Annotated in this window: 18 protein-coding genes; 8 read left to right on the top strand and 10 right to left on the bottom strand. The window is 68.0% G+C overall.

Features of this window, described 5'->3' with window-relative positions:
- Positions 1 to 89 precede the first annotated feature (89 nt).
- Entirely contained in the window at positions 90 to 644 is a 555-nt protein-coding gene (locus ACGFJ2_RS32335) for an XRE family transcriptional regulator (protein ID WP_357958155.1), read from the bottom strand.
- A 143-nt stretch (positions 645 to 787) separates the two neighbouring features.
- Between ACGFJ2_RS32335 and ACGFJ2_RS32330 the strand changes: the two genes are divergently transcribed.
- Positions 788 to 2,128: a hypothetical protein gene (locus ACGFJ2_RS32330; RefSeq protein ID WP_393474688.1), complete on the top strand. Its 1,341-nt coding sequence runs from the start codon at positions 788 to 790 to the stop codon at positions 2,126 to 2,128.
- 43 nt (positions 2,129 to 2,171) lie between these two features.
- Here the strand turns inward: ACGFJ2_RS32330 and ACGFJ2_RS32325 are convergent, their stop codons facing one another.
- From ACGFJ2_RS32325 to ACGFJ2_RS32315, 3 genes are read right to left on the bottom strand one after another with little or no spacing between them, the layout of a single operon-like run.
- Positions 2,172 to 3,077: a hypothetical protein gene (locus ACGFJ2_RS32325; RefSeq protein ID WP_393474685.1), complete on the bottom strand. Its 906-nt coding sequence runs from the start codon at positions 3,075 to 3,077 to the stop codon at positions 2,172 to 2,174.
- Complete coding sequence (locus ACGFJ2_RS32320) at positions 3,077 to 3,706, bottom strand: hypothetical protein (RefSeq protein ID WP_393474682.1); 630 nt, start codon at positions 3,704 to 3,706, stop codon at positions 3,077 to 3,079. The genes ACGFJ2_RS32325 and ACGFJ2_RS32320 overlap by 1 nt, the downstream gene beginning before the upstream one ends.
- Entirely contained in the window at positions 3,703 to 4,395 is a 693-nt protein-coding gene (locus ACGFJ2_RS32315) for a hypothetical protein (RefSeq protein ID WP_357958147.1), read from the bottom strand. Before ACGFJ2_RS32315 ends, ACGFJ2_RS32320 begins: the two co-directional genes overlap by 4 nt.
- Positions 4,396 to 4,558: 163 nt before the next feature.
- Here ACGFJ2_RS32315 and ACGFJ2_RS32310 point away from each other — a divergent pair, with 163 nt between their 5' ends.
- The 6 genes from ACGFJ2_RS32310 (at position 4,559) to ACGFJ2_RS32285 (ending at position 12,341) form a co-directional block, all read left to right on the top strand.
- Complete coding sequence (locus tag ACGFJ2_RS32310; protein WP_357958145.1) at positions 4,559 to 6,496, top strand: hypothetical protein; 1,938 nt, start codon at positions 4,559 to 4,561, stop codon at positions 6,494 to 6,496.
- A 70-nt stretch (positions 6,497 to 6,566) separates the two neighbouring features.
- Complete coding sequence (locus ACGFJ2_RS32305; protein ID WP_225294305.1) at positions 6,567 to 9,530, top strand: ATP-binding protein; 2,964 nt, start codon at positions 6,567 to 6,569, stop codon at positions 9,528 to 9,530.
- Between the two features lie 420 nt (positions 9,531 to 9,950).
- Positions 9,951 to 10,793, top strand: coding sequence for a DUF998 domain-containing protein (locus ACGFJ2_RS32300; RefSeq protein WP_393474679.1), 843 nt, complete (start codon positions 9,951 to 9,953; stop codon positions 10,791 to 10,793).
- A 79-nt stretch (positions 10,794 to 10,872) separates the two neighbouring features.
- Entirely contained in the window at positions 10,873 to 11,004 is a 132-nt protein-coding gene (locus ACGFJ2_RS32295; protein WP_357958139.1) for a hypothetical protein, read from the top strand.
- A gap of 397 nt (positions 11,005 to 11,401) precedes the next feature.
- Entirely contained in the window at positions 11,402 to 11,716 is a 315-nt protein-coding gene (locus ACGFJ2_RS32290; RefSeq protein ID WP_357958138.1) for an NUDIX domain-containing protein, read from the top strand.
- A 58-nt stretch (positions 11,717 to 11,774) separates the two neighbouring features.
- Entirely contained in the window at positions 11,775 to 12,341 is a 567-nt protein-coding gene (locus tag ACGFJ2_RS32285; RefSeq protein ID WP_357958136.1) for a hypothetical protein, read from the top strand.
- 27 nt (positions 12,342 to 12,368) lie between these two features.
- Here ACGFJ2_RS32285 and ACGFJ2_RS32280 read toward each other — a convergent pair whose 3' ends face one another.
- The gene (locus ACGFJ2_RS32280) at positions 12,369 to 13,214 is read right to left on the bottom strand and encodes an IS5 family transposase (RefSeq protein WP_393474674.1); all 846 of its coding nucleotides are present in this window, start codon (positions 13,212 to 13,214) and stop codon (positions 12,369 to 12,371) included.
- Between the two features lie 1,206 nt (positions 13,215 to 14,420).
- Here ACGFJ2_RS32280 and ACGFJ2_RS32275 point away from each other — a divergent pair.
- Complete coding sequence (locus ACGFJ2_RS32275) at positions 14,421 to 15,311, top strand: hypothetical protein (protein WP_358185753.1); 891 nt, start codon at positions 14,421 to 14,423, stop codon at positions 15,309 to 15,311.
- Between the two features lie 282 nt (positions 15,312 to 15,593).
- On the opposite strand, the gene ACGFJ2_RS32270 is transcribed toward ACGFJ2_RS32275, so the two are convergent.
- From ACGFJ2_RS32270 to ACGFJ2_RS32250, 5 genes are read right to left on the bottom strand one after another with little or no spacing between them, the layout of a single operon-like run.
- Positions 15,594 to 16,736: an alpha/beta hydrolase family protein gene (locus ACGFJ2_RS32270; protein WP_393474671.1), complete on the bottom strand. Its 1,143-nt coding sequence runs from the start codon at positions 16,734 to 16,736 to the stop codon at positions 15,594 to 15,596.
- A 24-nt stretch (positions 16,737 to 16,760) separates the two neighbouring features.
- The gene (locus ACGFJ2_RS32265; RefSeq protein ID WP_393474668.1) at positions 16,761 to 18,179 is read right to left on the bottom strand and encodes a S41 family peptidase; all 1,419 of its coding nucleotides are present in this window, start codon (positions 18,177 to 18,179) and stop codon (positions 16,761 to 16,763) included.
- A complete protein-coding gene (locus ACGFJ2_RS32260; RefSeq protein ID WP_393474665.1) occupies positions 18,176 to 19,225 on the bottom strand; it encodes an ABC transporter permease in 1,050 nt (349 codons plus the stop codon). The genes ACGFJ2_RS32265 and ACGFJ2_RS32260 overlap by 4 nt, the downstream gene beginning before the upstream one ends.
- Complete coding sequence (locus ACGFJ2_RS32255) at positions 19,222 to 20,112, bottom strand: ABC transporter ATP-binding protein (RefSeq protein ID WP_393474662.1); 891 nt, start codon at positions 20,110 to 20,112, stop codon at positions 19,222 to 19,224. Before ACGFJ2_RS32255 ends, ACGFJ2_RS32260 begins: the two co-directional genes overlap by 4 nt.
- Positions 20,109 to 20,501, bottom strand: a complete 393-nt coding sequence (locus ACGFJ2_RS32250; protein ID WP_393474659.1) for a GntR family transcriptional regulator — start codon at positions 20,499 to 20,501, stop codon at positions 20,109 to 20,111. Before ACGFJ2_RS32250 ends, ACGFJ2_RS32255 begins: the two co-directional genes overlap by 4 nt.
- Positions 20,502 to 20,619: the final 118 nt, after the last annotated feature.

Here is a 20,619-nt window from a genome sequence, read left to right as displayed (position 1 = left end):
CGCCCGTCCTGAGCGCCCGTCCTGAGCGCCCGTCCTGAGGGCGCGTCCTGAGGGCGCGCCCTGAGCGCCGGTCAGGTACGGGTGCTCGGTCAGGTGCGGGTTTCCGTTGGGTAGCGCATCAGCAGTGAGGCTCTGACCTCGTCCGGGGCGACCGCGCGGTAGCCGTGCGGGACGTCCGAGCGCCACGAGATGTGGTGGCCGGGGCCCGCCGTCAGCGGCGCGTCCATCGGTCCCGCGATCAGGGTGCCGGCGTAGACCGTGAGGTGCTCGGTCACCCCTTCCAGATGCGCAAGGGAGGTCTGGGTGATGCCGGGCGGAATCCGCAGCCGGTAGAGCTCATAGGTCACCCGCCCGTCCTCGAACACCTCCAGCAGCGCGGCCTCGATCGCCGTGCCATGCACGACCTGTGGCGATGGCGGTGTGTCGAGTATCGCGCCGATCGGAACGCCGAGCTGCGCGGTGATGGCCCAGAGCATCTCCGCCGTCGCCTTGGCCAGGCCGGTCTCCACTTCGAGCAGCGTTGTCCTGTCGATGTCGGCGCGCCTGGCCAGCTCGGACAGCGAGACGCCCGCCGCCTGGCGCAGCAGTCGCACTCGTTGCCCGACGATGACCGGATCTGTGTCCAGCGCGGGCCGTGCCTCCATGTCGCTATGTTCCCCCACATCTCGCCGGATTGCGCCGGGCGCTCTGGTCTGTTGTGGGTATCTCCTTTCAGGTTCGCCATGAATGCGCGGCGATCATCACGCCTGGTAGTCGCATGTCTCGACATGTCGGTAGGATCCCGTGGGTGTCCGCGATGTCAGGAGTGATGGCCCCGTCCCGGCCCGTGTCCGTTCCGGGACCGATGCCGTCGCCGTTCTCTCTGCCCTTGCACGCGCTACGCATCGCCGGGAAGTGCGCGCTACCGCTGATCGCCTGGTTCTCGGCCGGTCAGGCGGTGCGCTTCGGGCTGCTGTACCTCGGTACGGAGATCTCTCATGGAGACGCCCGGCAGCTGCGCCTGGTCGCGACCATCGCGGTGCTGACGCTCATCGTCATGGCGTCGATGACGATCACCGCGGGCATGCTGTGGTCGGTACGCGGCGCGCTCTGGGAGATCAACGCCCGGCGGGCGGGGGGTGAGGAGGACGAGCGCTACTGGGTCTCCATGAACCGCGTCGCGCCCGCCTTCGCGGTCATCTACCTGACCTGGGGGTTCCATGTCGAGGACGCCCGCGACTTCGTACAGACGGACTTCCTGCACAACATCGACGACTTCTTCAGCGACAGCTTCCTCGGCAGGAGCAGCACGGTCGGGCGGGGGCTCATCGACCTCGACTGGCGGATCTCCCTCGGCCTGATGGCGGTGGCGTTCCTGCTGCGCGCGCTGTTCAGCAAAATGGTGGAGCGGGGCGACGGGAAGATCTCGGGGCTGGGCACCGCCCTGTCCGAGTTCGCCTTCGTGTTCTTCGGCCTGAACGCCACCTTCGTGCTGGCCAACGCGCGCGCCGACTGGGTCTCGCACCGCCTCGCCGTGTCCGCCTCGGGTGAGCTCGTGACCCAGGCCGAGCAGAGCATCCCCGGCTGGGAGGCGTTCTGGGGAGCGGTCGGTGAAATCTGGCCGTACATCGTGGACGGTGTCTTCATCCCGCTCACCTGGCTGACGGTGGCGGTGCTGGTCTTCGGTACGTACGCCGACGACGCCCGTACGATGCTCCGCGACACGCGCTTCGAGAAGGGGATCGACAAGCTCTACTCGACCCACTCGATCACGCAGAAGTCGGTCGAGCGGATCACCGGCGGCTTCCAGGAGCGCTGGGTCCCCCTGGCCAACTCCTTCAGGCAGACGCTGACGGGCGGCGTGGCGCTGTTCGGGATGATGTGCCTGTGCTACGTGTCGCTGCACGTCGGCGCGGAGTACGCGATGCGCGGCGTGCGGACGCTGATCGGGTCGAAGGTGGAGTGGCTCTGGATGCTCGTCGGCACCCCCGTCGACTTCGTCAAGAACCTGCTCGTCACGATCCTGACCATGGCCCTGCTGGCCGCCGCGTTCGACATCGCGGCCACGCGGGGCCGCCGGATGGCACCGGCGCCCGAAACGCCGGAATCGCCCGCCGTACGAGGCGGCCGGACGGGCGTCAGCGCCTGACGCGCCGTACGCCCTGACGTGCCGCACCCGGCCGGTCGGAGCGTCAGCGCTTGAAGCGCAGCACGTCCAGCTCCGGCTCCGTCTTCGCGGTCATGAGCTGGGCCGTGGGGATGTCCGAGCGGTAGTTGCTCGGCGTGAGCAGCAGCTCGACCTCGGCCGCCTGCGCGGCCGGCACCCGGGCGTAGGCCGTCATCTGGTACGACTCGCCCACCTCCATCTTCTCGGCCGGTGTCGTGTCGCCGCCGACCAGGGCCACCCACGTACGGCCCTGTCGATCCGTCACGAACAGGTCCTTGGGCTTGGCCGTCTTGACCGCTCCGTCCGCGTCGACGGCCGACCGGGTGATGTCGATCTTGAGGTAGGCCGACCCCGGCTGGGGCTTGCTGCCGGGGATCTGCGGCACGGTCTCCATCGTGGACTTCCAGCTGACGTGCTTGACCGTGACGGACTGCCCCGCCGGTACGACCTGCTCCTGCTTCGCCGGAAGCTGCCCTGATCTGACCAGATAGACGTGATAGCGGTCGTACGTCGTCGCCCCGACCGCCACGACCAGCGCGGCCACGGCTCCGAGCGCCGTCAGCACGGGCCGGCGGCGGCGCGGCGGCGGCGGAGTCACGGCGACCGGCACCTCGGCGGCGACCGGAACCGCCGGTTCCTCGGCAGGGGGCGGGACGACGGGGAGGGGTGGGACGGATGGCCGGGGAAGTGGCCCGGCGCTGGGGATGGCCGGGATCGGCTGGGTGGAGGTGTCCACCGAGGGTTCGGTCCGCTTGGGCGGCCACACCTGCTGATCGGGAGGGACCACCCGCGTGGCGGCCGAACGGCGCCGCCGCGGCCGCGGCCTCTGAGATCGAGGTGGCGGCTGGGACGGAGGCGGCGCCTGGGGCTGGGGCTGGTCCGTGTTCTGGCCGGCCGGAGGGGAGAACCAGCCGCGGTCGTCTGTGCTCATCAGCTCTTCTTCAGGATGTAGACGTCGCTGGGCGCGGACTTGAGCTGGGCCGCTGCCGGGCCGTCGATGCCCAGATCGACCTCGGCCTCCGGCTCGAACGGCTCGACCAGTGCCGATCCGGGCAGCTTGAACACGACCCGCGCGCCTTCGAGCGCCGAATCGGGGATCTCGAAGACGAAGTTGCCGCTGACCCAGAAGCCCGGCTGTATCCAGGGGTTGGCCAGCGTCTCGGATGCCTCGATCTTGTCCGTGGCGTCGTAGCTGACGCCGTCCGGGGTCAGCAGCGCGGGGGTGCCCAGGTGCAGGGGTTTGGTGGCGGAGGTCGCGGACGCCTGGACGATCAGGAAGAGCTGCTCGGTCTCCACCTTCCCGCGCGCGCCCTGTACGGCCCGCGCCATGGTGACCGAGTTGACGCGGACCGCGAACCTGCCGGTGTTCACCTCCTGGCCCTTCGCGCCGACGGTGGTGATGGGGGCGTCCATCTCGTTCGGGGTCAGGTTGCGCGTCTGGAGGCCGACCGCGCCGCCCAGCAGCGCCAGGCCGACGAGGGCGCCGAGCACGCGCGAGCCGCCCTGCCGGCGGGCGCGGGAGCGGCGGCCGGGCGGGCGGCGGGACGCGGTGGCGGTCATGTCGCCTCCGCGCCGTGCACCGGGAGCGTCACCTGGGCCTGGACGACGGGACGCCGTCCGTTGCCGGGCACTCCCGAGCCGGACCCTTCTGAGTCGGACTCTTCCGAGATCAGGCTCCAGTGGAAGGACGGGTCGTTGAAGCCCGGCTCGTATTCGAAGCCCGCCACGTCCAGCGTCACCTTCTGCGGCGGCTTGGCCGCGCCGTCCAGGTCGTAGCGGAGGATGACCGTGGTCGGGACGCCCGGCTGAAGCTGGCCGCTCTGCGCGTTCTTCGACAGGCTGTAGACCGTCGGCACGCCCTTCGCCTGGACCTGCGGGGTCACCTTGACCAGCGACCCGGCGAAGCTCGTCGCCGAGATCGAGCCCTCCGGCTTGCTGGGCGGAAGGCCGACCATCGCCGTGGCCTTGCCCTGGTTCGTCACCTTGAAGGTCAGCTCCACGAAGCGTTTGTCGGTGTCCCAGTCGGCCTTGGCCTTCTGCGTGGCCAGCTTGGCCGTCACGAACTGCGTACTGAACTGCCCCTGGTCGAGCACCGCCCCCTCCCCGTATTGAGGCGGGGCCGGATCGGGAACCTCGGCGAAACCGCCGAGCAGGGCGGTGATGCCGAGGGCGGTGACTGCCACCAGGGCCACTGCCGGCACCACTACCGGGCGTTTGGGCTTGTTGCTGCCGCCGGAGGGTTCCGTCATGGGTAAGGATGGTAATAGGTCACGCTTGCCCCATCTGCCGCTAGCCTCCCATCTGGCTGGTCTAATTGCCGAGAACCCTGCCGCAGCAGGGGGTCTAGCTCATACGCTGTCACGGAGCGGAGGGTCAGCCCCCACTAACGACATATCGCGGCCGGAGGGTCACGTGGCGGACGTGCATCCCGAGCATGCGCAGCTCCAGGCGGACCGCATCTACCTGGGTTGGCAGTACATCCTGCTGCACCCTGATCCGGGACCGCCGCCCAAGCGTCCCTCGCCCGGCGAAGGGGAGGCCGCCTCCGCGGAGGCCGACCAGGAGTTGCTGCGCCGCGAACGCTTCCAGCAAGACCTGCTCAACCGGCCCGTGCGGGTGTTCAGGGTGTTCATGGTCATCCTCACCGTGCTGATACTCGGGCTGGCCGTCGCCGGTTACCTGCAGTGGTCGTTCGCGCTGCTGGGTCTGGTCGCGGCCGGCGGCGTGGCGATCATCTGCAGCTACGCGCTCGTACAGGGTGACCGGGCGGTCCGCTACCGGGTGAGCGAGCAGCAGGCCCGCGACGACCGGCAGCGACGGGAACGTGACAAAGAGCTGTTCCGCGCGCAGGAGGAGCACGCCCAGCGCTACCGCGAGTGGCAGGAGGTCAAGGAACGCCACGACCGCCAGCTCACCTGGTACGCGGTCGCCGTCCCCGACGAGATCGACCGCATCGACGTGGCCGGCGGCACGCTGCCCGGCTGGTCGGCGCTGATCACCCTGCTCGGCGCCACCCGCCTCTACAGCGGCGGCCACCTCACCGTGCTCGACCTGTCCGAGGGCGCGATCGCCAAGGACCTGATCGAGCTGGCCCGCCGGGGTGGCGACGACCCGCTGGTCTGGGTGCTGCCGACGGACCTGCCCCGGCTGGACCTGGGCGCGACGCTGAAGCCCGAGGCGTTCGCCGACGTGCTCGCCCACGTGGTCAGCGTGAGCGAGGAGCACCGCACCACGCGCGACCTCAGCTTCGACAACGCGATCCTGGAGCGGGTGCTGGAGGTGCTCGGCGAGAACGCCACGATCAACCAGGTCACCGCCGCGCTGCGGGCACTCGCCCAGGTCGGCGACCCGCGCGACGACCTGAGGTTCGGGCTGATCACGGCGACGCAGCTCGAACGGATCGGCACGCTGTTCGGGCGGGGCGTCAGCGACCGCGTGGTGATCGAGCGGGCCTGGGCGCTGGAGTCCCAGCTGCGCAAGCTGGAGACGCTCGGTACGGAGGCCGTACGGCTGCCGCCGGCCAGGTTGCGGGTGGTGAGCATGGACCGGCAGGCCGGGGTGTTCGGCAACCGGGTGCTCGGCACCTACGTGGCCACCGCGCTCACGCACATCCTGCGCCAGTCGCCCGCCGCCGACCGGCCCTGGTATCACACGATCATCGTGGCGGGGGCCGACAAGCTCCGTGGCGACGTGCTGGACCGGCTCATGGACGCCTGTGAGACGTCCAGGACCGGCCTGGTGTTGACGTACCGGAGTCTGACCCCGACCGTGCGGGAGCGGCTCGGCAGGGGCCACGCGGCGGTGGCGTTCATGCGCCTCGGCAACGCCGAGGACGCCCGGGTGGCCAGTGAGCACGTCGGCACCGAGCACCGGCTGGAGCTGGCCCAGCTCACCGAGACGATCAGCGACTCGATCCCCGGCCTCGACGGCGGCTACACCTCCACGATCTCCCAGGTCGAGGATGCCACGGGGGAGCGTGACGACAACCGTACGGACCTCGCGGAGGACCTCGTGGAGTCGACGGAGTGGGGCAGGACGGCCGACAAGATCTCCGAGAAGGAGCGGGTGCTGCAGCGTTCGCGCGAGTTCCTCGTCGAGCCGCACCAGCTCCAGCAGTTGCCCACGACGTCGGTGATCGTCACCGACGCGACCGCGCAGGGCCGCCGGGTCCGCCTGGCCGACGCGAACCCGGCCATCCTCACATTTCCCAAGACCACGCTCGGCGAGCTGGACGACGTCCGCGAGGCCGTACTCGCGATCGACGGCAAGGGCGGAGACGGCGACGGAGAGCCGCCGCCGAACCTCGGCCCGCCGCCGTCACGCCTGGACTGGCGCAAGGACAGGCAATGACATGGCAAATGTCAACGTGGCGCGCTGACGGTAGGCGGATTTTACTAGCAACCGTCTGTGGGGGAATGAAATGCAGTCGAGTGTCTCGCTGAGCGGGCCCTGGTACCGAATCCAGTCGATCGCGGCACCCTCGCGAAGCTCGTCGGCGGAGTGGGACTTCGTCACCGTGCTGCCCGCCGTGCTGTCCGCCGCCCAACGTGACCGGCCCTTCGTCATCGGGTGGCTCTCCCGTGGATCAGGGGCGCCGCTCGAGCTCATCACCAACGCCGGGCCGCTGTCGCCGCCGCGCCAGCCGCGCCGCGCCACCGACGCGCCGGGGGCGCCGGCCGGTCCGCAGCCGCTGCTGTTCCCCGGCGGGGCGCGGGGGGTGCAGCTCGACGAGGAGTACCTGGCCGACCTCGCCGACCTGGTGTGGACGCCGTGCCCGGGACGGCAGGCGCCGCCGCTGGGCGGCCGGCGCGAGTTCGGCGGGCTCGAACCCGACGAGCTGAAGCGGCCGACGCTGTTCGAGGCGACGCTGGTCACGCTCATGTCGAGGCCGTTCGCGTGGCTGGTGGTGGCCGAGCCGACCGACCTGCTCGACGCCGAGGTCGCGCACCTGCGTACGCAGCTCAACGTGCTCAGGCAGTACGGCGACGCCTCCGAGCGCAGCAGGTTCGACGCCGAGCGGGCCGAACGCCGCATGCAGGAGCTCGACGCCTTCCGCGAGGCGGGGCTCTGGAACGTCCGCGTGCTGGCCGGCGGCGCCACGGCCGAGGAGCTCCGGCAGATCGCGCCGGTCCTGGTCGGCTCCGTCGAGATGAGCCACCACCCCTACCGGCTGCGCAGCGCCCAGGGCGCCGTCTACGGCCTGTCGGAGGCGCTCGCCCTGACGATGCAGGACCCGGCCGACGGCGCCGCCGCGCCCTTCGCCGCGACCGCCGGGGCCCTCGCGGCGCTGGCCGGGCTGCCCAGGCGCGAGGTGCCGGGCGTACGGGTGCTCGACTCCGGGTTCTTCGACGTGACCTCCGAGGCCGAGGAGGGCGAGCTGGACCTGGGGGAGATCCTCGACGGGCAGGACCGGTGCGTCGGCTCCTTCCGGGTGCCGCTGAGCACGCTCAATCGGCACGCCTTCGTCACCGGGGCCACCGGCTCGGGCAAGTCGCAGACGGTCAGGCACCTGCTGGAGCAGCTCAGCAGGGCCGGCATCCCGTGGCTGGCGATCGAGCCGGCCAAGTCCGAGTACGCCGCGATGGCCGGCCGCATCGAGCCCGGCACGGTCACTGTGATCAACCCGTCGGCCCCTGCCGGTGTGCCGTTCAGCATCAACCCGCTGGAACCCGAGCCCGGCTACCCGGTCCAGGCCCACATCGACATGGTCAGGGCGCTGTTCATGGCGGCCTTCGACGCCGAGGAGCCGTTCCCGCAGATCATGTCGCTGGCCCTGCAGCGCGTTTATGAGGCCACCGGGTGGGACGTGGTCACCGGCGGCGCCGTACCGGGCTCCAAGGTGCCGCCCAGCGTGCCGACCCTCGAACTGCTCCAGCAGCACGCCATGGACGTGATCCGGGAGATCGGCTACGGCCGCGAGGTCCAGGCCGACGTGGAGGGCTTCATCTCGCTGCGGCTGCGCTCGCTCCGCGTCGGCTCGGCCGGCCGCTTCTTCGAGGGCGGCCACCCGGCCGACATCGGCGGCTTGCTGGAGCGCAACGTGGTGCTGGCGATCGAGGACGTGGCCAACGACGAGGACAAGGCGTTCCTGATGGGCACGCTGATCATCCGCATAGTCGAGCACCTGCGGATGCGGGCCCGGCAGGAGAAGTCCACCGGCCTGCGCCACGTCATCGTCATCGAGGAGGCCCACCGGCTGCTGCGCGACCGCGGCACCGGCCGCGCCTCCACCCACGCGGTCGAACTGCTGGCCGGCATGCTCGCCGAGATCCGGGCGTACGGCGAGGGCATCGTGGTGGCCGAGCAGATCCCCACCAAGCTCGTCACCGACGTGGTCAAGAACACCGCGCTCAAGGTCGTCCACCGGCTCCCCGCCGAGGACGACCGGCAACTCGTCGGCGGGGCCATGAACCTCAGCGAGGAACAGTCCCGCCACGTCGTCTCCCTGCAACCGGGGTCCGCCGCGGTGTTCGCCGACGGGATGGACCGCCCGCTGCGCGTCCGGGTGCCGCTCGGCGAGTCCCGCGAGAAGCTGCTTGCCAGCCCGGCCCCGCCGATCCGGGGCCGAAGATCGGCGGCCTGCGGCAGCCAGTGCCGCACCGGCCAGGCGTGCACCCTGGTCGAACTCCGCGAGGCCGACGTCCTCGCCGACGCGCCCGACTGGGCCTGGCTGCGCATCTGGTGCGACACGGTCGTCCTGGCCTTCGTGAGCAACCGGCCGCTGCCCGGCGTACCGCGCGCCTTGACGGCCGCCTGGTCCGAGCTGCCCGCCAGACGCCGGGAGTGCCTGCTGGCCACCCTGATCGAACGCTCGGTACAGCGCCGGGCCTGGTCGCTGCGCAGCTGGTTCGACCCGGCCCTGCTCACCGAGAAGGCCGCCGAGACGGCCACCCGCCTCCTCGCCGCCGTGGACAGCGGCGGCGAACGCCCCGGCGCCTCATGGGTCATCCCGCAGGTGCGCTGGCTGCACGAGGTCGACAGACTCTTCCCGTACGGCCAGCCGGCCCCGAACCTGCGCAGCCCGGCACCGCCGATGGAGTACGCCCTGTTCCGCAACGCGCCCAACGGCAGCTCGGCCGAACTCCTGCAATCGGAACTGCTCGGCCACCGCGCCAAGGCACTGCGCCACCACCCACTGTCGATGGAGGTCGACCACAACAGGGCGCTGGCCTGGCGGGTCATCCTGGGTGACGACGAGAGCGAGGGCGTCCAGCGCGACATCACCACGGTCGCGATCGGCGTCGACCCGTCATCACGGTTGCGGCACGTGGGGCAGACGATGGGGGCCGGCTGGTTGGAAGGGGTACTGTCTTGGCCGCGCCGGTTCGTGCTGCCGTTTGACCGGGATGGTGCCCCGGAGCTCTCTTTCGCCGAGCCGGGCTGAGCTTTACAAAGGGCTCGCCGATCAGGCGCTTCGCGCCCATGGGGCTTCGGCGTGCTCCCCGGGGCCTTCGGCCCCTCCTATGCGAGGGCAAGCCCTCGCGCTCCCACGCTCCGCCACGGCCAGACCAAGGGCATGAGCCTCATGTTATGGGGAGGCGGGCCAAGGCACGCTAGGGCGGGTACCGCGCCGCGAAGTCGGCTGAGAGGGCGGCTCGCGAGTTGATGCCCTAACTGTCGTAGCGTGATCGGGTGGATCTACGGCGTTATGGCTGGTCGGCGGGCTTAGTACAGGATTGGGCTGATCGTCAGGTTGACCTCAACTTAAGTTGAGGCTGAAGACTACTCCTGCGGGCCTTGAAAGGGCCCATGCCGCACATGTCGGATGACGGGCACCAACCGTTGTCACCGCTGTCGCGCACCGATGGTGACGCTGCTTGTCTGTCATCGGCGCGCCCAGCCGCTGCCGGAAGGCGTTCGCGGCAACGGTGTCTGCTCGGCCGGCAACACATTTGCGCGCTCTGGTACGGCAACTCAAAGGAGAACCGGTATGGCGACGTTATCGGCTGGCACCACGGATCATCGACTGACGACCAAACTTCTTCTGCTCTGCGGCGCGATCGGCCCGGTGGTCTTTGTGGCCGTGTATCTCATCGCCGGGGCTACCCGTCCCGGCTACAGTGCCTGGCGCCACACCATCAGTACGCTCAGCCTGGGCGATCAAGGGTGGATACAGATCGTTAACTTCATGTTCTATGGATTACTCACGCTGTGCTTCGCGGCAGGCCTCAGGCGCGTTCTGCGGACTGGGGCCGGCTCCCTATGGGGATCAATCCTGTTCTTCATCGTCGGGCTCGGCCTTATCGCCATCGGTCCTTTTGTGTCGGACCCGATCCTCGGCTACCCGACGGCGACGCCCGCTGTCGCGAGCCTGGGCGGTTCCATCCACAACCTCACGAGTCTGATCGTATTCATCGCCCTCCCTGCCGCCTGTTTCGTGTTGGTACGGCGCTTTGCTCGCGCCAAGTGGCGCGGATGGACTTCCTACTCGATTGTGACGGGCACCCTTGCCATCGCGTTCTTCATGCTCTTCTTCGCCAGCGTTTCGGCTGCCAACGGTCAGGACGGGGGGACCTTGCCGGCCGGGCTGTTCGAGCGGATGCCCACCGTCATCCTTGGCGTCTGGCAGGCTCTTCTCGCGCTCCGACTCCTGAGCGAGAAGGTCTCTGAGCATGGCACTTCATCTGTAGAGCGGTTCCCGAGTTGATGGCTGCCATGTCGCAGTGTGATGAGATGAATCTGTAGCGTTATGCCAGGCTGGTCGGCTTGGACGCTGGGATAGCGGTGTGAGCGGGCGCAAACCGTACCCGAGCGATTCATCCGACGAGCGGTGGGTGTTGATCGAACCGGTCATCGCGGCGTGGAAGGCCACGCACCCCGCGGTCAGCGGCCACCAGGGCGGCTATGTGATGAGGTAGATCGTCAACGCGATCCTCTACCAGGGTCGGACCGGCTGCCAGTGGGACTTTCATCCGCCCTACGCGGCCGCCCTTGGTGGCCACGTCGATGTGACGATCAGCGTTGGGCCTCACTCGGTACGGGTCGCTTGACCGCGAGCCCGGTCAAGGACGATCGATACAGCTACCGTCCACAGCGCGATGCGCAACCAGGCACGCAGCAGTCTCTACCGCACTTCGTAAGCGTTCTCGCGCGGCTCCCCATACGAACAGTTAGCTGCTAAGTGTTCGTATGGGCGAGGGCTAGTAACGCTTGGGCCCGAGTACGCCCCCTGTTGTGGCAGTGCATTCCGGTCAGCCGACCGCAGACGCAGGCTCTTGCTCGTGATCACAAGTTCTCCCCACGCCGAATTTGATCGTGCCTGGCGGATCGGCCGTGGTCATTGACGACGACGGGCGAGTACTCCTGCACCGCCGACGCGACTGCGGTCTGTGGGCGCTTCCCGGTGGCGTGATGGACGTGGGTGAGACGGTCGCCGCCGCAGTGGTGCGGGAGAAGGGCTCGCCGATCAGGCGCTTCGCGCCCATGGGACTCGGCGTGCTCCCCGGGGCCTCCGGCCCCTCCCATGCGAGGGCAAGCCCTCGCGTTCCCACGCTCCGCCACGGCCAGACCATGGGCGCTAGCGTGCGACGTGTGCTGACTGGGCACGCTCGACGACTGTGGGTGTGGTAATTATCCAGCTACTATCTGTGACTGGACATGGACATGGCCAGTCGGGCACCGGAGACCCATGCGACAGATCCGCGCAACCCTCGCCGCCCTCACCGGCACGCTCCTCACCCTGGCCGTCGCCGGAGTCTCACAAGCGACCGCCGTCCACGCGGCGGAGATCGCCATCATCGATGGCTACGCCAAGACGGTGAGGGAATCGGCCCGCATCCCCGTCGCCTGCCCGACCGATCAGGTCCTGCTCGGCCGCGCCCACTTCGGGGACGAGAACGGCGAGACCACCTACTACTGCGGCCTGATCCTTATTGACGGGCAACGCGTCAAGGTCGGCGCACCGTCCTGGAGCGAAGCCCAGCGAGAGAGCAACTCGTTCTTCGCGGCTCCGCAGAATGAAGTCCTGGTCGGCCGGCAGCATTCCGGCGATGAGAACGGGCCCACGCGCTACGCCACCGCCTCCCTGAGCGCGTGGGGGCGGACCGTCGAGCTGACCTCCTACCGCTGGACCCCCGGACAGAGGGAAGGCAGCAGCCATTCCAAGGCGGGCGACTACGAAGTCATGGTCGGTCGCCAGCACTCCGGAGACGAAAACGGCCAGACCGGCTACCAATACGCCAGGATCGCCGGCTAAGGACTGTTTCTTAGATCAAGTGCGCAGTCAGATGACCAAGGCGGCCATGGTGACGGTGCCAAGGAAGATGTAGGCGCGTTTGTCATAGCGTGTGGCCACGGCCCGGAAGTTCTTCAGCCGGTTGATCGCCCGTTCGACGACGTTCCTGCCTTTGTAGCGTTGGCGTCGGAGCCGGTGGGTCGTCCTGCGGCCGAGCCGCGGCGGCCCGGTGGGCGCGTGATCACGTGGTTCGGGAATGGTGTGGCGGATCTTGCGGCAGCGCAGGTAGGCGCCGTTGACGCGGGAGGAATACGCCTTGTCCGCGGCCAGGCTGTCCGGCCGGGTGCGCGGACGTCCCGGCCCGAGCCGGGGAATGCGGATGTGGCCCAGCACCCGCCGCAACTGCGGGCTGTCACCGTACTGGCCCGGCGTCAGAACCAGCGACAGCACCCGGCAGTGGCCGTCCGCCGACAGGTGGATCTTTGTGGTGAACCCGCCGCGGGAGCGGCCTGAGCACTCCCCAGCCTGACCACCTCGGCCAGCCGGGCCGTCAGCGTGGCCAGCAGCGGATCGCCCCGGTTTGTCCCGGCGACGTCCCCTTTTTTTGCGGCCCGGCGCGGGAGACGGCGAGGCCGGCGGCGGTGTACGTGGCGCGCCAGCGGCGTGCTGGTGCGCCCGGACGGTAGTGGAGTCCACGGAGATGTCCCAGTCCACCCGCCCCTCGCCATCCTGCTCGGTCTGGATCGCCGTCAGCAGCATCTGCCAGGTGCCATCGGCCGACCAGCGGCGGTGCCGCTTGTAGACCGTGATCCACGAACCGAACCGCTCGGGCAGATCCCGCCAGCGCAACCCGGTCCGAGCCGAACACGCCGTCGATCGTCGTGCGATGGTCATTCCACCGCCCGCCACGACGGCCTGAGCCGCTCCCACTCGGCATTCGTTAAGCCGCCACGGCCCATGCATCAATCGTGACAACATCACCACGAATAGTCGTCAGACCTAAGAAACAGCTCTTAGCCGCAGCACAAGAAGGACCGTCCGAGGCACAGGCCCTCGCGGTATTCGCCCCGAATCGGATAACCCTAACAATCAGATCAAATGGGAGGACAACAGACTGCACGGAGAATCTTGAGAGCAGTCACCCTCCACCACTGACGGTAGCCATGGGGCTAGGACCTCACCCCTTGACTCCGAGTCGCCGCCGGTCCGAGCCCAAGCGACCTTCACCGGCTATGTCGCCCCTGACGGGCAATCCTCCGCAATTGCGGCAAAAGGCATGGCAGGGAAGATCTCTCGGGGCATCCGCAAAGAACTTCACAACGAGTGATCAAGGCATGGCATACTGCAACACGTGAAAGGGAGGAAGCGGCCGAAGCGACTTCCTCCCGTATGTCAAGGAGACTACCTCTTCCGATGCTCGATGACAACCAGCGGCATCTCTACACCGCCAAACGGATGCTTGACTTCGCGGCTGCTGCGACTCCTTGGCATCGAAGACTCTGGCGACTGGGGGCGGTGCTTGAGTTGACTGAGCTCCTTGAGGCAGTCAGCGCAAGAGCCCTGGGAGCACTAGCTGAGTCTTCGGTTAAATACCTAGGCGAAGGGCTTGCAAAGAGGATCCAGCGAGACCCTGGATTGGGCTCCCCGGCTGAACGCGGTCAGCTTATCAAGCATGTGAATAGGACCATGCAGGTGGGTGGTCACGACTGGGTTGCACTAAACATCCTGCTACAAGAAAGTCGACCCAGGTATCTTTCCCGATGGGCTGACCACCTCAGAAAGGAGGAAGCCGACTGCGAGCCGACCGCCCGGGCCATTGTAAGCCACGTGTTAGATCAGGGGTACAGCCAGGAAGCAACGCACAAATGGCTAACGTATCACATTAAGTACGGGACGACCAAGATAACCCTGGGTGATTTGTGCGATGAAGCGCAGTCGCTTATTAATAGGCTTCCGATTCGATTCGATATTCTAGTGCCGCTAACTGCGTGTCCGCCCCTTCCGGAGGCAAGACCAGACTGCTGGCTTGATTCATCTCAAACGGCCGAATGGCTCCAGTGCTGGTTTCCCTCCAGGCCAAGCATTAGGCAAGCAGGCGGCTTGCTCCTCGAACTCGATGCCAAGGATAAATACTCTGCCCTCAAAAAAGCTGGCAGCGAAGTTGATAAGCTTGCGTCCCGATTTCAAGTTGGGGCACGTCAAAGGCTGGAGTTTCATCCAACGCTTTACATGATCGGCGAACCCGAGCCGTTGGACTATATTGGAGGCCCGCGTCGAGTCGAAGTACACGCCCTTGAGCAGACGAAGGAAATATTTCGCATTCGACTTGATCCACAAATTGACGCGGCTCTCGAGCTCCTCCAACCACTAGATCGGGGCACTCCTGCCGCTGCAATTGCTGGAAGTTGGGCAGCTCTAGAAGCGCTCCTTGTCGGCCCAGGAGATACCTCCAATCGAGTGGTGGCCGCAACCCGAATGGCTCGAATCGTGGCGTGCAGTTATGTGACCAGCGAATTGCTATCACTTGCGCAGGCGCATGCTAGCATGCGAGACGATCTCGTCTCTAGGAAGCTGCGCTCTATTGGCACGGACCGCGAGAAGGCCATCTTCTTCGAAGAAGCAATACGAAGCAATGTCGTCGATGACTTTGCGAGATCTGGCCCTCAAATCGCCCTACAGCGCATCCGCTCTCTAATCGCCAACCCTGGTGCTATCTTGCCTCGCATTGTCAACCAACTAGAAGACGCTTTTCGCAGACTTTATCGACAGAGAAATTTAATTGTTCATGCGGGCCAGACGGCATCAGTTGCACTCGACGGGACGCTGCGGACTGTGTCACCCCTCGTAGGAGCTGGAGTAGACAGGGTTGTCCAAGCAAGTGCATTGCATAGTATTCCGGCTGTCATGTTCGCAGCCTCTACAGAAATCCGCTTGGCTCAAGCTGCCTTCAGCGTCAAGTGCCTGTCAGAGGTGTTCAGCGATCACACTTAAATAGTAACGCGGCAGCAGGCCAAAGCACGTCGACCGGGGTTGAGTGCTGGTCGACTAGTGTGATCAATGTCGTTCAGCGGCTGCACCCGGCCCCGGCGTCGCGTGGCTGTTGGGCCCGTGGTCGTGCTGAACCGCTCCAGGTGGTCGGCCTGTGGGCCTTGGAGCTCCCTGCCCGAGGAGTTCCTTCAAGGCGGGCGGCGCGGTGTCGCCGTCTACTGGCGTCTTCTGAGCCTGGGCGAGCTGTGGTCCCATCCCCGATGGCTTCGGCGGACGTGCCAGCCCTCAGGATTGGCCGCAGGTCGCGGGGCAGAATTTGACCTCGGGGTAGCGCGATGACGGCTTGTCCAGGAGGGACTGCCGCTTGGACTTCAGGTGCTGGTCGAGGAAGGCCGCCACGTATGTGCGGGTGAGCTCGGCGGCGCGTGCCGCAGGCGGAACGCCGTACGCAGGCTTGATGCCGAGGGCGCCCGCCAGTAGCGAGGCGTCGGTGAAGGTCGAGTGTTCCGCGCCGGTCACCACGAGCCAGCGCTTCCACCCGGTCAGCAGCTTCCAGTCGCGGTCCCAGGAGGTGTCGCGGCCGCCGGGGACGTGCTGCGCCGAGCCCAGGAACATGAACGGCCGGGTGAACCCGCTCTTGGGGATCCGGGCGTAGGTGGTGCCGTCCATGTCGATTCCGGCCCGCACGCGGGGATCCTTGAGCATGGCGGCCATGGCGCTGGACCCGCCGATCGACTGGCCGACCATGGCGATTCTGGAGCGGTCGATCACGGTGGAGCCGTTCCATTTCGCGGGCAGCTGGTCGAGCACGAAGGAGACGTCGGCCGCCCGGCCCTGGACCACTCCCGTGCCGAAGCCCGGGTCGGTGTCGCTGTCACAGGCGAGGCATTCGGCGACCCGCCCGTCGGCCAGGGTCGTGGCGTAGCTTTCGTAGGTGTGGTCGATGCCGGCCACGACGTACCCTCGGCTGGCCAGGTCCTCGGCCAGCGACGTGAGCGTGCTCATCGGATTGGTGAAGCCGGGGGACAGCACCACCAGCGGGAGCTTTTCCCCTGCGGGTTTCGCGTCTTTGATGGCGTACGTGCGGGTCTTGCTCAGCGTGTCGTCCGGGACGCTCGCGACCCCATAGCGCCTTATGGCGAGCTCCGATTCCTTCGGTGTCATGTACGGCGCACGCTCCCCGTCCCGCTGCTTGGCCGGATACCACAGGTTGACCTTGAGCTCTCTGGCTTTGGCGTCGAGGTTCCAGGGGTCGGGGCGGGAGGAGTCCTTCAGATACAGGGCGGTGGTACCGACCGGGTGGGCGCCGGTGGGGGCGGGCAGGGTGGCGGGGCCGGTCGGTGTGGCCGAGGGGGCGGCGGAGCGGGGTGGTACGGGTGCCGTGCAGGCGGACGTGGCCAGGACGGTCAGTGCTGCGGCGACTGCCAAAGGGTGTCTCATCGCGAGGTCCGTTCAGGTGTGCAGCAAGGTCAGGGCCTTGGCCAGGGCGGGGTCGCGCCCGGTGGCCGCGTCCTTCGGGGTCAGGGGCACGTAGTGGTCGGGGGGCACGCCGATCCGGTCGATCACCTCGCGATCGGGCCCCAGGTGGTGCCTGGCGGGGAAGCCCAGCAGGGTGTTGTTGCCGAGCAGGTGTGACTGCGCCGGGCCGGAGATGACCCCGGCGGTTCTGGTGCCGACCAACCGGCCAAGGCGATGGTCCTTTATCGCGGAGCTGAAGTGCTCGCATGCCGAGGCGCAGCCGCGGTCGGTGAGCACCGTCAGTGGCAGGTTGACCAGCTCGACGGTGTCGTCGGTCCGCGCGGTCTCGCACCTGCCGTCCACGGTGCACTGGTAGGCGGTGACCTTGCCGTGGCCGAACGCGCTCACCAGCCGGGTCGCCTCAGTGGGGCTGCCGCCGCCGTTGCCGCGCACGTCCAGTACGACGCCGGTGAGGGTGCGGCCGGTGCGCAGCCTGGAGATCGCTTTGAGTACCCGGTCCGCGGAGTCGGGGGCGAACCCGCGCAACCGTACGTAGGCGATGCTGTCGTCCAGCAGTTTGGACTGCACCACCTGCAGGGCGGCCAGGTCCCGTTGGTAGAGGCCGGGCTTGAGCGTCATGCTCCAGCGGCGGCCGGTGCTCTGGCGCAGGAGCCGCAGCCGGACCGGGCGCGCTTCGGGGTATTGCGGGTAGAGGGCGGCGATCGCGGGGGTGGGCCGGTCGTCGATGAAGGGCGCCGATCCGTTGATCGATTCGATGATGTCGCCAGGGCGCAGTCCGGCGGCCTGCGCCGCGCCGCCCTGCACCGTGGTGACGAACAGCGGGGGAAGGGCGACGCCGGGGTTGCCCTCCACCTGAGAGCGTTCGACGTTCGCTTGCAGACCCAGGCCGTAGCCGTCGCCGTCGTAGTAGTCGGGCGGCCGCTTGACGTCGTGTGTCCAGCGGGCGTGGTTGTCGCCGAGGGCGGCCACGATGGCCTCGAGGGTGACGATCGCCAGCTTGTCGCGGAGGTCGGGGGCCTGGTCTGTGATCTTGCGGTAGGCGGCCTCGAAGGCGGTCCAGTCGGCTTTGCGGTCGCCGGTCAGCGCGGGCATGGTGGCCTCGGGCAGGTCGCGGCCGTCGCGGTTGAGCTCTTGGGTCAGTGCGACGAATCCGGCGGCCAGCAGCGCGCGGGCGTCCAGCGTGGCGCCGCTGTAGTAGTTGCCGAGGATGCAGAAGTACGCCTGCTCGATGACGTCGATCGTGGTGGCCGTCTCCGCCCCAGGGGGTCCCTGGGGCGACGCGCAGACCGTACTGGCTGCCGTGCTCGCCTGGCTGCGCGGTGGCGTCGGCGCGGTGCAGGCCGCCGCCAGCAGGAGGGCGAGCCCGGCTGTTGCGATCTTGATGGCGGTCATGACAGGCGCCTGCGGATCCACCAGAAGGAGAGCCAGGTGAGGCCGAGGGTGAGCAGGGCGTAGATCCCGGTCTCGATCCACTGGAAGGGCCAGAAGCGGTCGAGGGGCTGGTAGGTCGCCTTCTGCCGGTAGCCGAGCCGGTTGATCTCCGCCGGGCACGCGCCCATCGTCGATGACGACGGTGCGCAGGGTCCCGACGTCGTCGAGATCTGGACGATCCCGACTCCGGGCTCGGGGCCGGCAACCGGACGTCCGGACGGATCGACGAGACCGCTGGACAAGACCCAGGCGCCCGCCTGGCCGGGAACAGTCGCATTCAGGCGAATCTCCACATGTCCGCCTTGCTCCCGGTTTATGCCGATGCCGTTCACGTTCGTCTCGCTGAGCTCGAAGGTCCCCGTGACCGGGGGCATCAGGTGAGGCCGGACCAGCAGCGGCATGGCGAACTGGATCGCGGCGAAGACGGCCAGGGTGAGGGCCATGGCGGGCAGTGTGCGGCGCACCAGCATGCCCACGGTCACGCCCAGGACGAAGGCGAACGCCGCGTACCCCATCGGGGCGATGCCGCGCGCGCCGAACACCAGGGGAGCCATCAAGGCCAGGTCGGCCGGGGCCGACTTGTCCAGGGGATCGGACCACCAGGTCACCGCGAGGCCGCACAGGCCGGCGGCGGCCATGGCGACCAGGCCGGTGAACCCGAGCTTGACCGCCAGCCAGCGGCCGCGGGTGACAGTCTGGTTCCACACCAGCAGGTGCGTGCCGGTCTCCAGCTCGCGGGTGATCAACGGTGCTCCCCAGAAGAGCCCGACGACAGCGGGCAGGAGCAGCACGACGAGGCTGACGGCCATGAAGGGCATGTCGTACTCGCCGAAGAACCGGTCGTAGAAGCGGACGCAGGTGTCGTCCTGAGTGCAAGCGGCGATACCGGTGGAGTAGCCGGAGGCCAGGTCCGGGCCGGTCAGGGCCAGGATGACGGCGAGGATGACGAGGAGGGCGGCCATCATCGCGGCCGAGCCGCGCAGCTGGCGCCAGGTCAGCCAGATCATCGCTGCACCTCCAGGGGGGCACGCCGGTTGTCGGCGGTGCGCTTCTCCATGTAAGCCAGGACGAGGTCCTCCAGGCTGAGCTGGCTGACCGTCCAGGCGGGGTCGTGGATCGGGGCGTCGGTACGGATGATGAACGTGCTCTGCCGGTCGGTGTGGCGCGCGGAGATGACTTGCTGGTCGGCGGGCAGCCGGTCGGGATCGCGGCGTGGGCCGACGAGCCGGTGATGGGTGGCCAGCAGCTCGTCGACCTCCCCCGCGATCTGGACACGAGAGTCGACGAGCACGATCAGGAAGTCACAGACCCGTTCCAGGTCGGAGACCAGGTGGGAGGAGAGCAGCACGCTGAACTCGTGCTCGACCGTGGCCTCCATCAGGCTCTGCAGGAACTCGCGGCGGGCCAGCGGGTCGAGCGAGGCGACCGGCTCGTCCAGGATCAGCAGCTCAGGTCGCTTGGCCAGACCCAGGGTGAGGGCGAGCTGAGCGCGCTGCCCGCCGGACAGCTTGCCCGCCCGATGGCCGGGATCGAGACCGAGTCGCTCGATACGCTCCCGCGCCATGGTGGCGTCCCAGCGAGGGTTGAGCCGCGTCCCTAACCGCAGGTGATCGGCGACGGTCAGTCCCGCGTAGACGGGTGTGTCCTGGGCGACGAAGCCGACCCTGGCCAGCTGCGCGGGCGTGGCCGCGGGCCGGCCGCCGAGCACGGTGATGCCGCCCGCCGTCGGCTCCAGCTGGCCGCCGGCCAGCTTCAGCAGCGTGGTCTTACCGGCCCCGTTGGGCCCCACCAGTCCGACGACGTGGCCCGCCGGGATGTCGATGGTGCACTCGCGCAGCGCCCAGCGCTTGCCGTATTTCTTGCCTAGTCCTTGGGCCTGCAGGACAGCGTTCACGCTATGTCCTCCTGAGCGGTGGTCCGAAAGGTGGTCATGAAGAGGGCCTCGATGCTTTCCTCGTCGAGGCCGGCTCGGCGGGCCTTGGCCAGCCAGCGCTGCAGTTCCATCCGCAGCGGGCCGTGCGCGGCCAGCGAGGTGCCGGTGAGCGTCGCCGTCACGAACGTCCCCACCCCCGGCCGGGCGGCCACCAGGCCTTCGTGCTCGAGTTCCCGGTAGGCCTTCAGGACGGTGTTGGCGTTGATCGCCAGGTGCGCCACCACCTCCTTGACGGTCGGTAGTTGGTCACCCTCGCGCAGCAGCCCGAGCCGTAGCGCATGCCGTACCTGCTGGACCAACTGCAGGTACGGCGAAACACCCGACCTGCCGTCCAGATGGAACTCGATCACTGGCTTTCTCCATTTATCTAGCTTGCTAGTACTTTAGACTCCTACATGTTAAAGGCCCATAAGGATCGCCGTCTCGGTACCCGGCGCCCGAAGCGGTCCATCGCTCCTCAGCCCGTCC

The sequence above is a fragment of the Nonomuraea sp. NPDC049028 genome, assembly GCF_043197735.1.
Lineage (GTDB): Bacteria > Actinomycetota > Actinomycetes > Streptosporangiales > Streptosporangiaceae > Nonomuraea.
This window is presented reverse-complemented; position numbering and strand designations above follow the sequence as displayed.

Coding starts and splice junctions, on each gene's coding strand:
- ACGFJ2_RS32305 (WP_225294305.1), top strand. CDS start 6,567: ATGCAGTCGAGTGTCTCGCTGAGCGGGCCCTGGTACCGAATCCAGTCG.
- ACGFJ2_RS32315 (WP_357958147.1), bottom strand. CDS start 4,395: ATGACGGAACCCTCCGGCGGCAGCAACAAGCCCAAACGCCCGGTAGTG.
- ACGFJ2_RS32320 (WP_393474682.1), bottom strand. CDS start 3,706: ATGACCGCCACCGCGTCCCGCCGCCCGCCCGGCCGCCGCTCCCGCGCC.
- ACGFJ2_RS32285 (WP_357958136.1), top strand. CDS start 11,775: ATGCGACAGATCCGCGCAACCCTCGCCGCCCTCACCGGCACGCTCCTC.
- ACGFJ2_RS32265 (WP_393474668.1), bottom strand. CDS start 18,179: ATGACCGCCATCAAGATCGCAACAGCCGGGCTCGCCCTCCTGCTGGCG.
- ACGFJ2_RS32280 (WP_393474674.1), bottom strand. CDS start 13,214: ATGACCATCGCACGACGATCGACGGCGTGTTCGGCTCGGACCGGGTTG.
- ACGFJ2_RS32325 (WP_393474685.1), bottom strand. CDS start 3,077: ATGAGCACAGACGACCGCGGCTGGTTCTCCCCTCCGGCCGGCCAGAAC.
- ACGFJ2_RS32260 (WP_393474665.1), bottom strand. CDS start 19,225: ATGATCTGGCTGACCTGGCGCCAGCTGCGCGGCTCGGCCGCGATGATG.
- ACGFJ2_RS32300 (WP_393474679.1), top strand. CDS start 9,951: ATGGTGACGCTGCTTGTCTGTCATCGGCGCGCCCAGCCGCTGCCGGAA.
- ACGFJ2_RS32335 (WP_357958155.1), bottom strand. CDS start 644: ATGGAGGCACGGCCCGCGCTGGACACAGATCCGGTCATCGTCGGGCAA.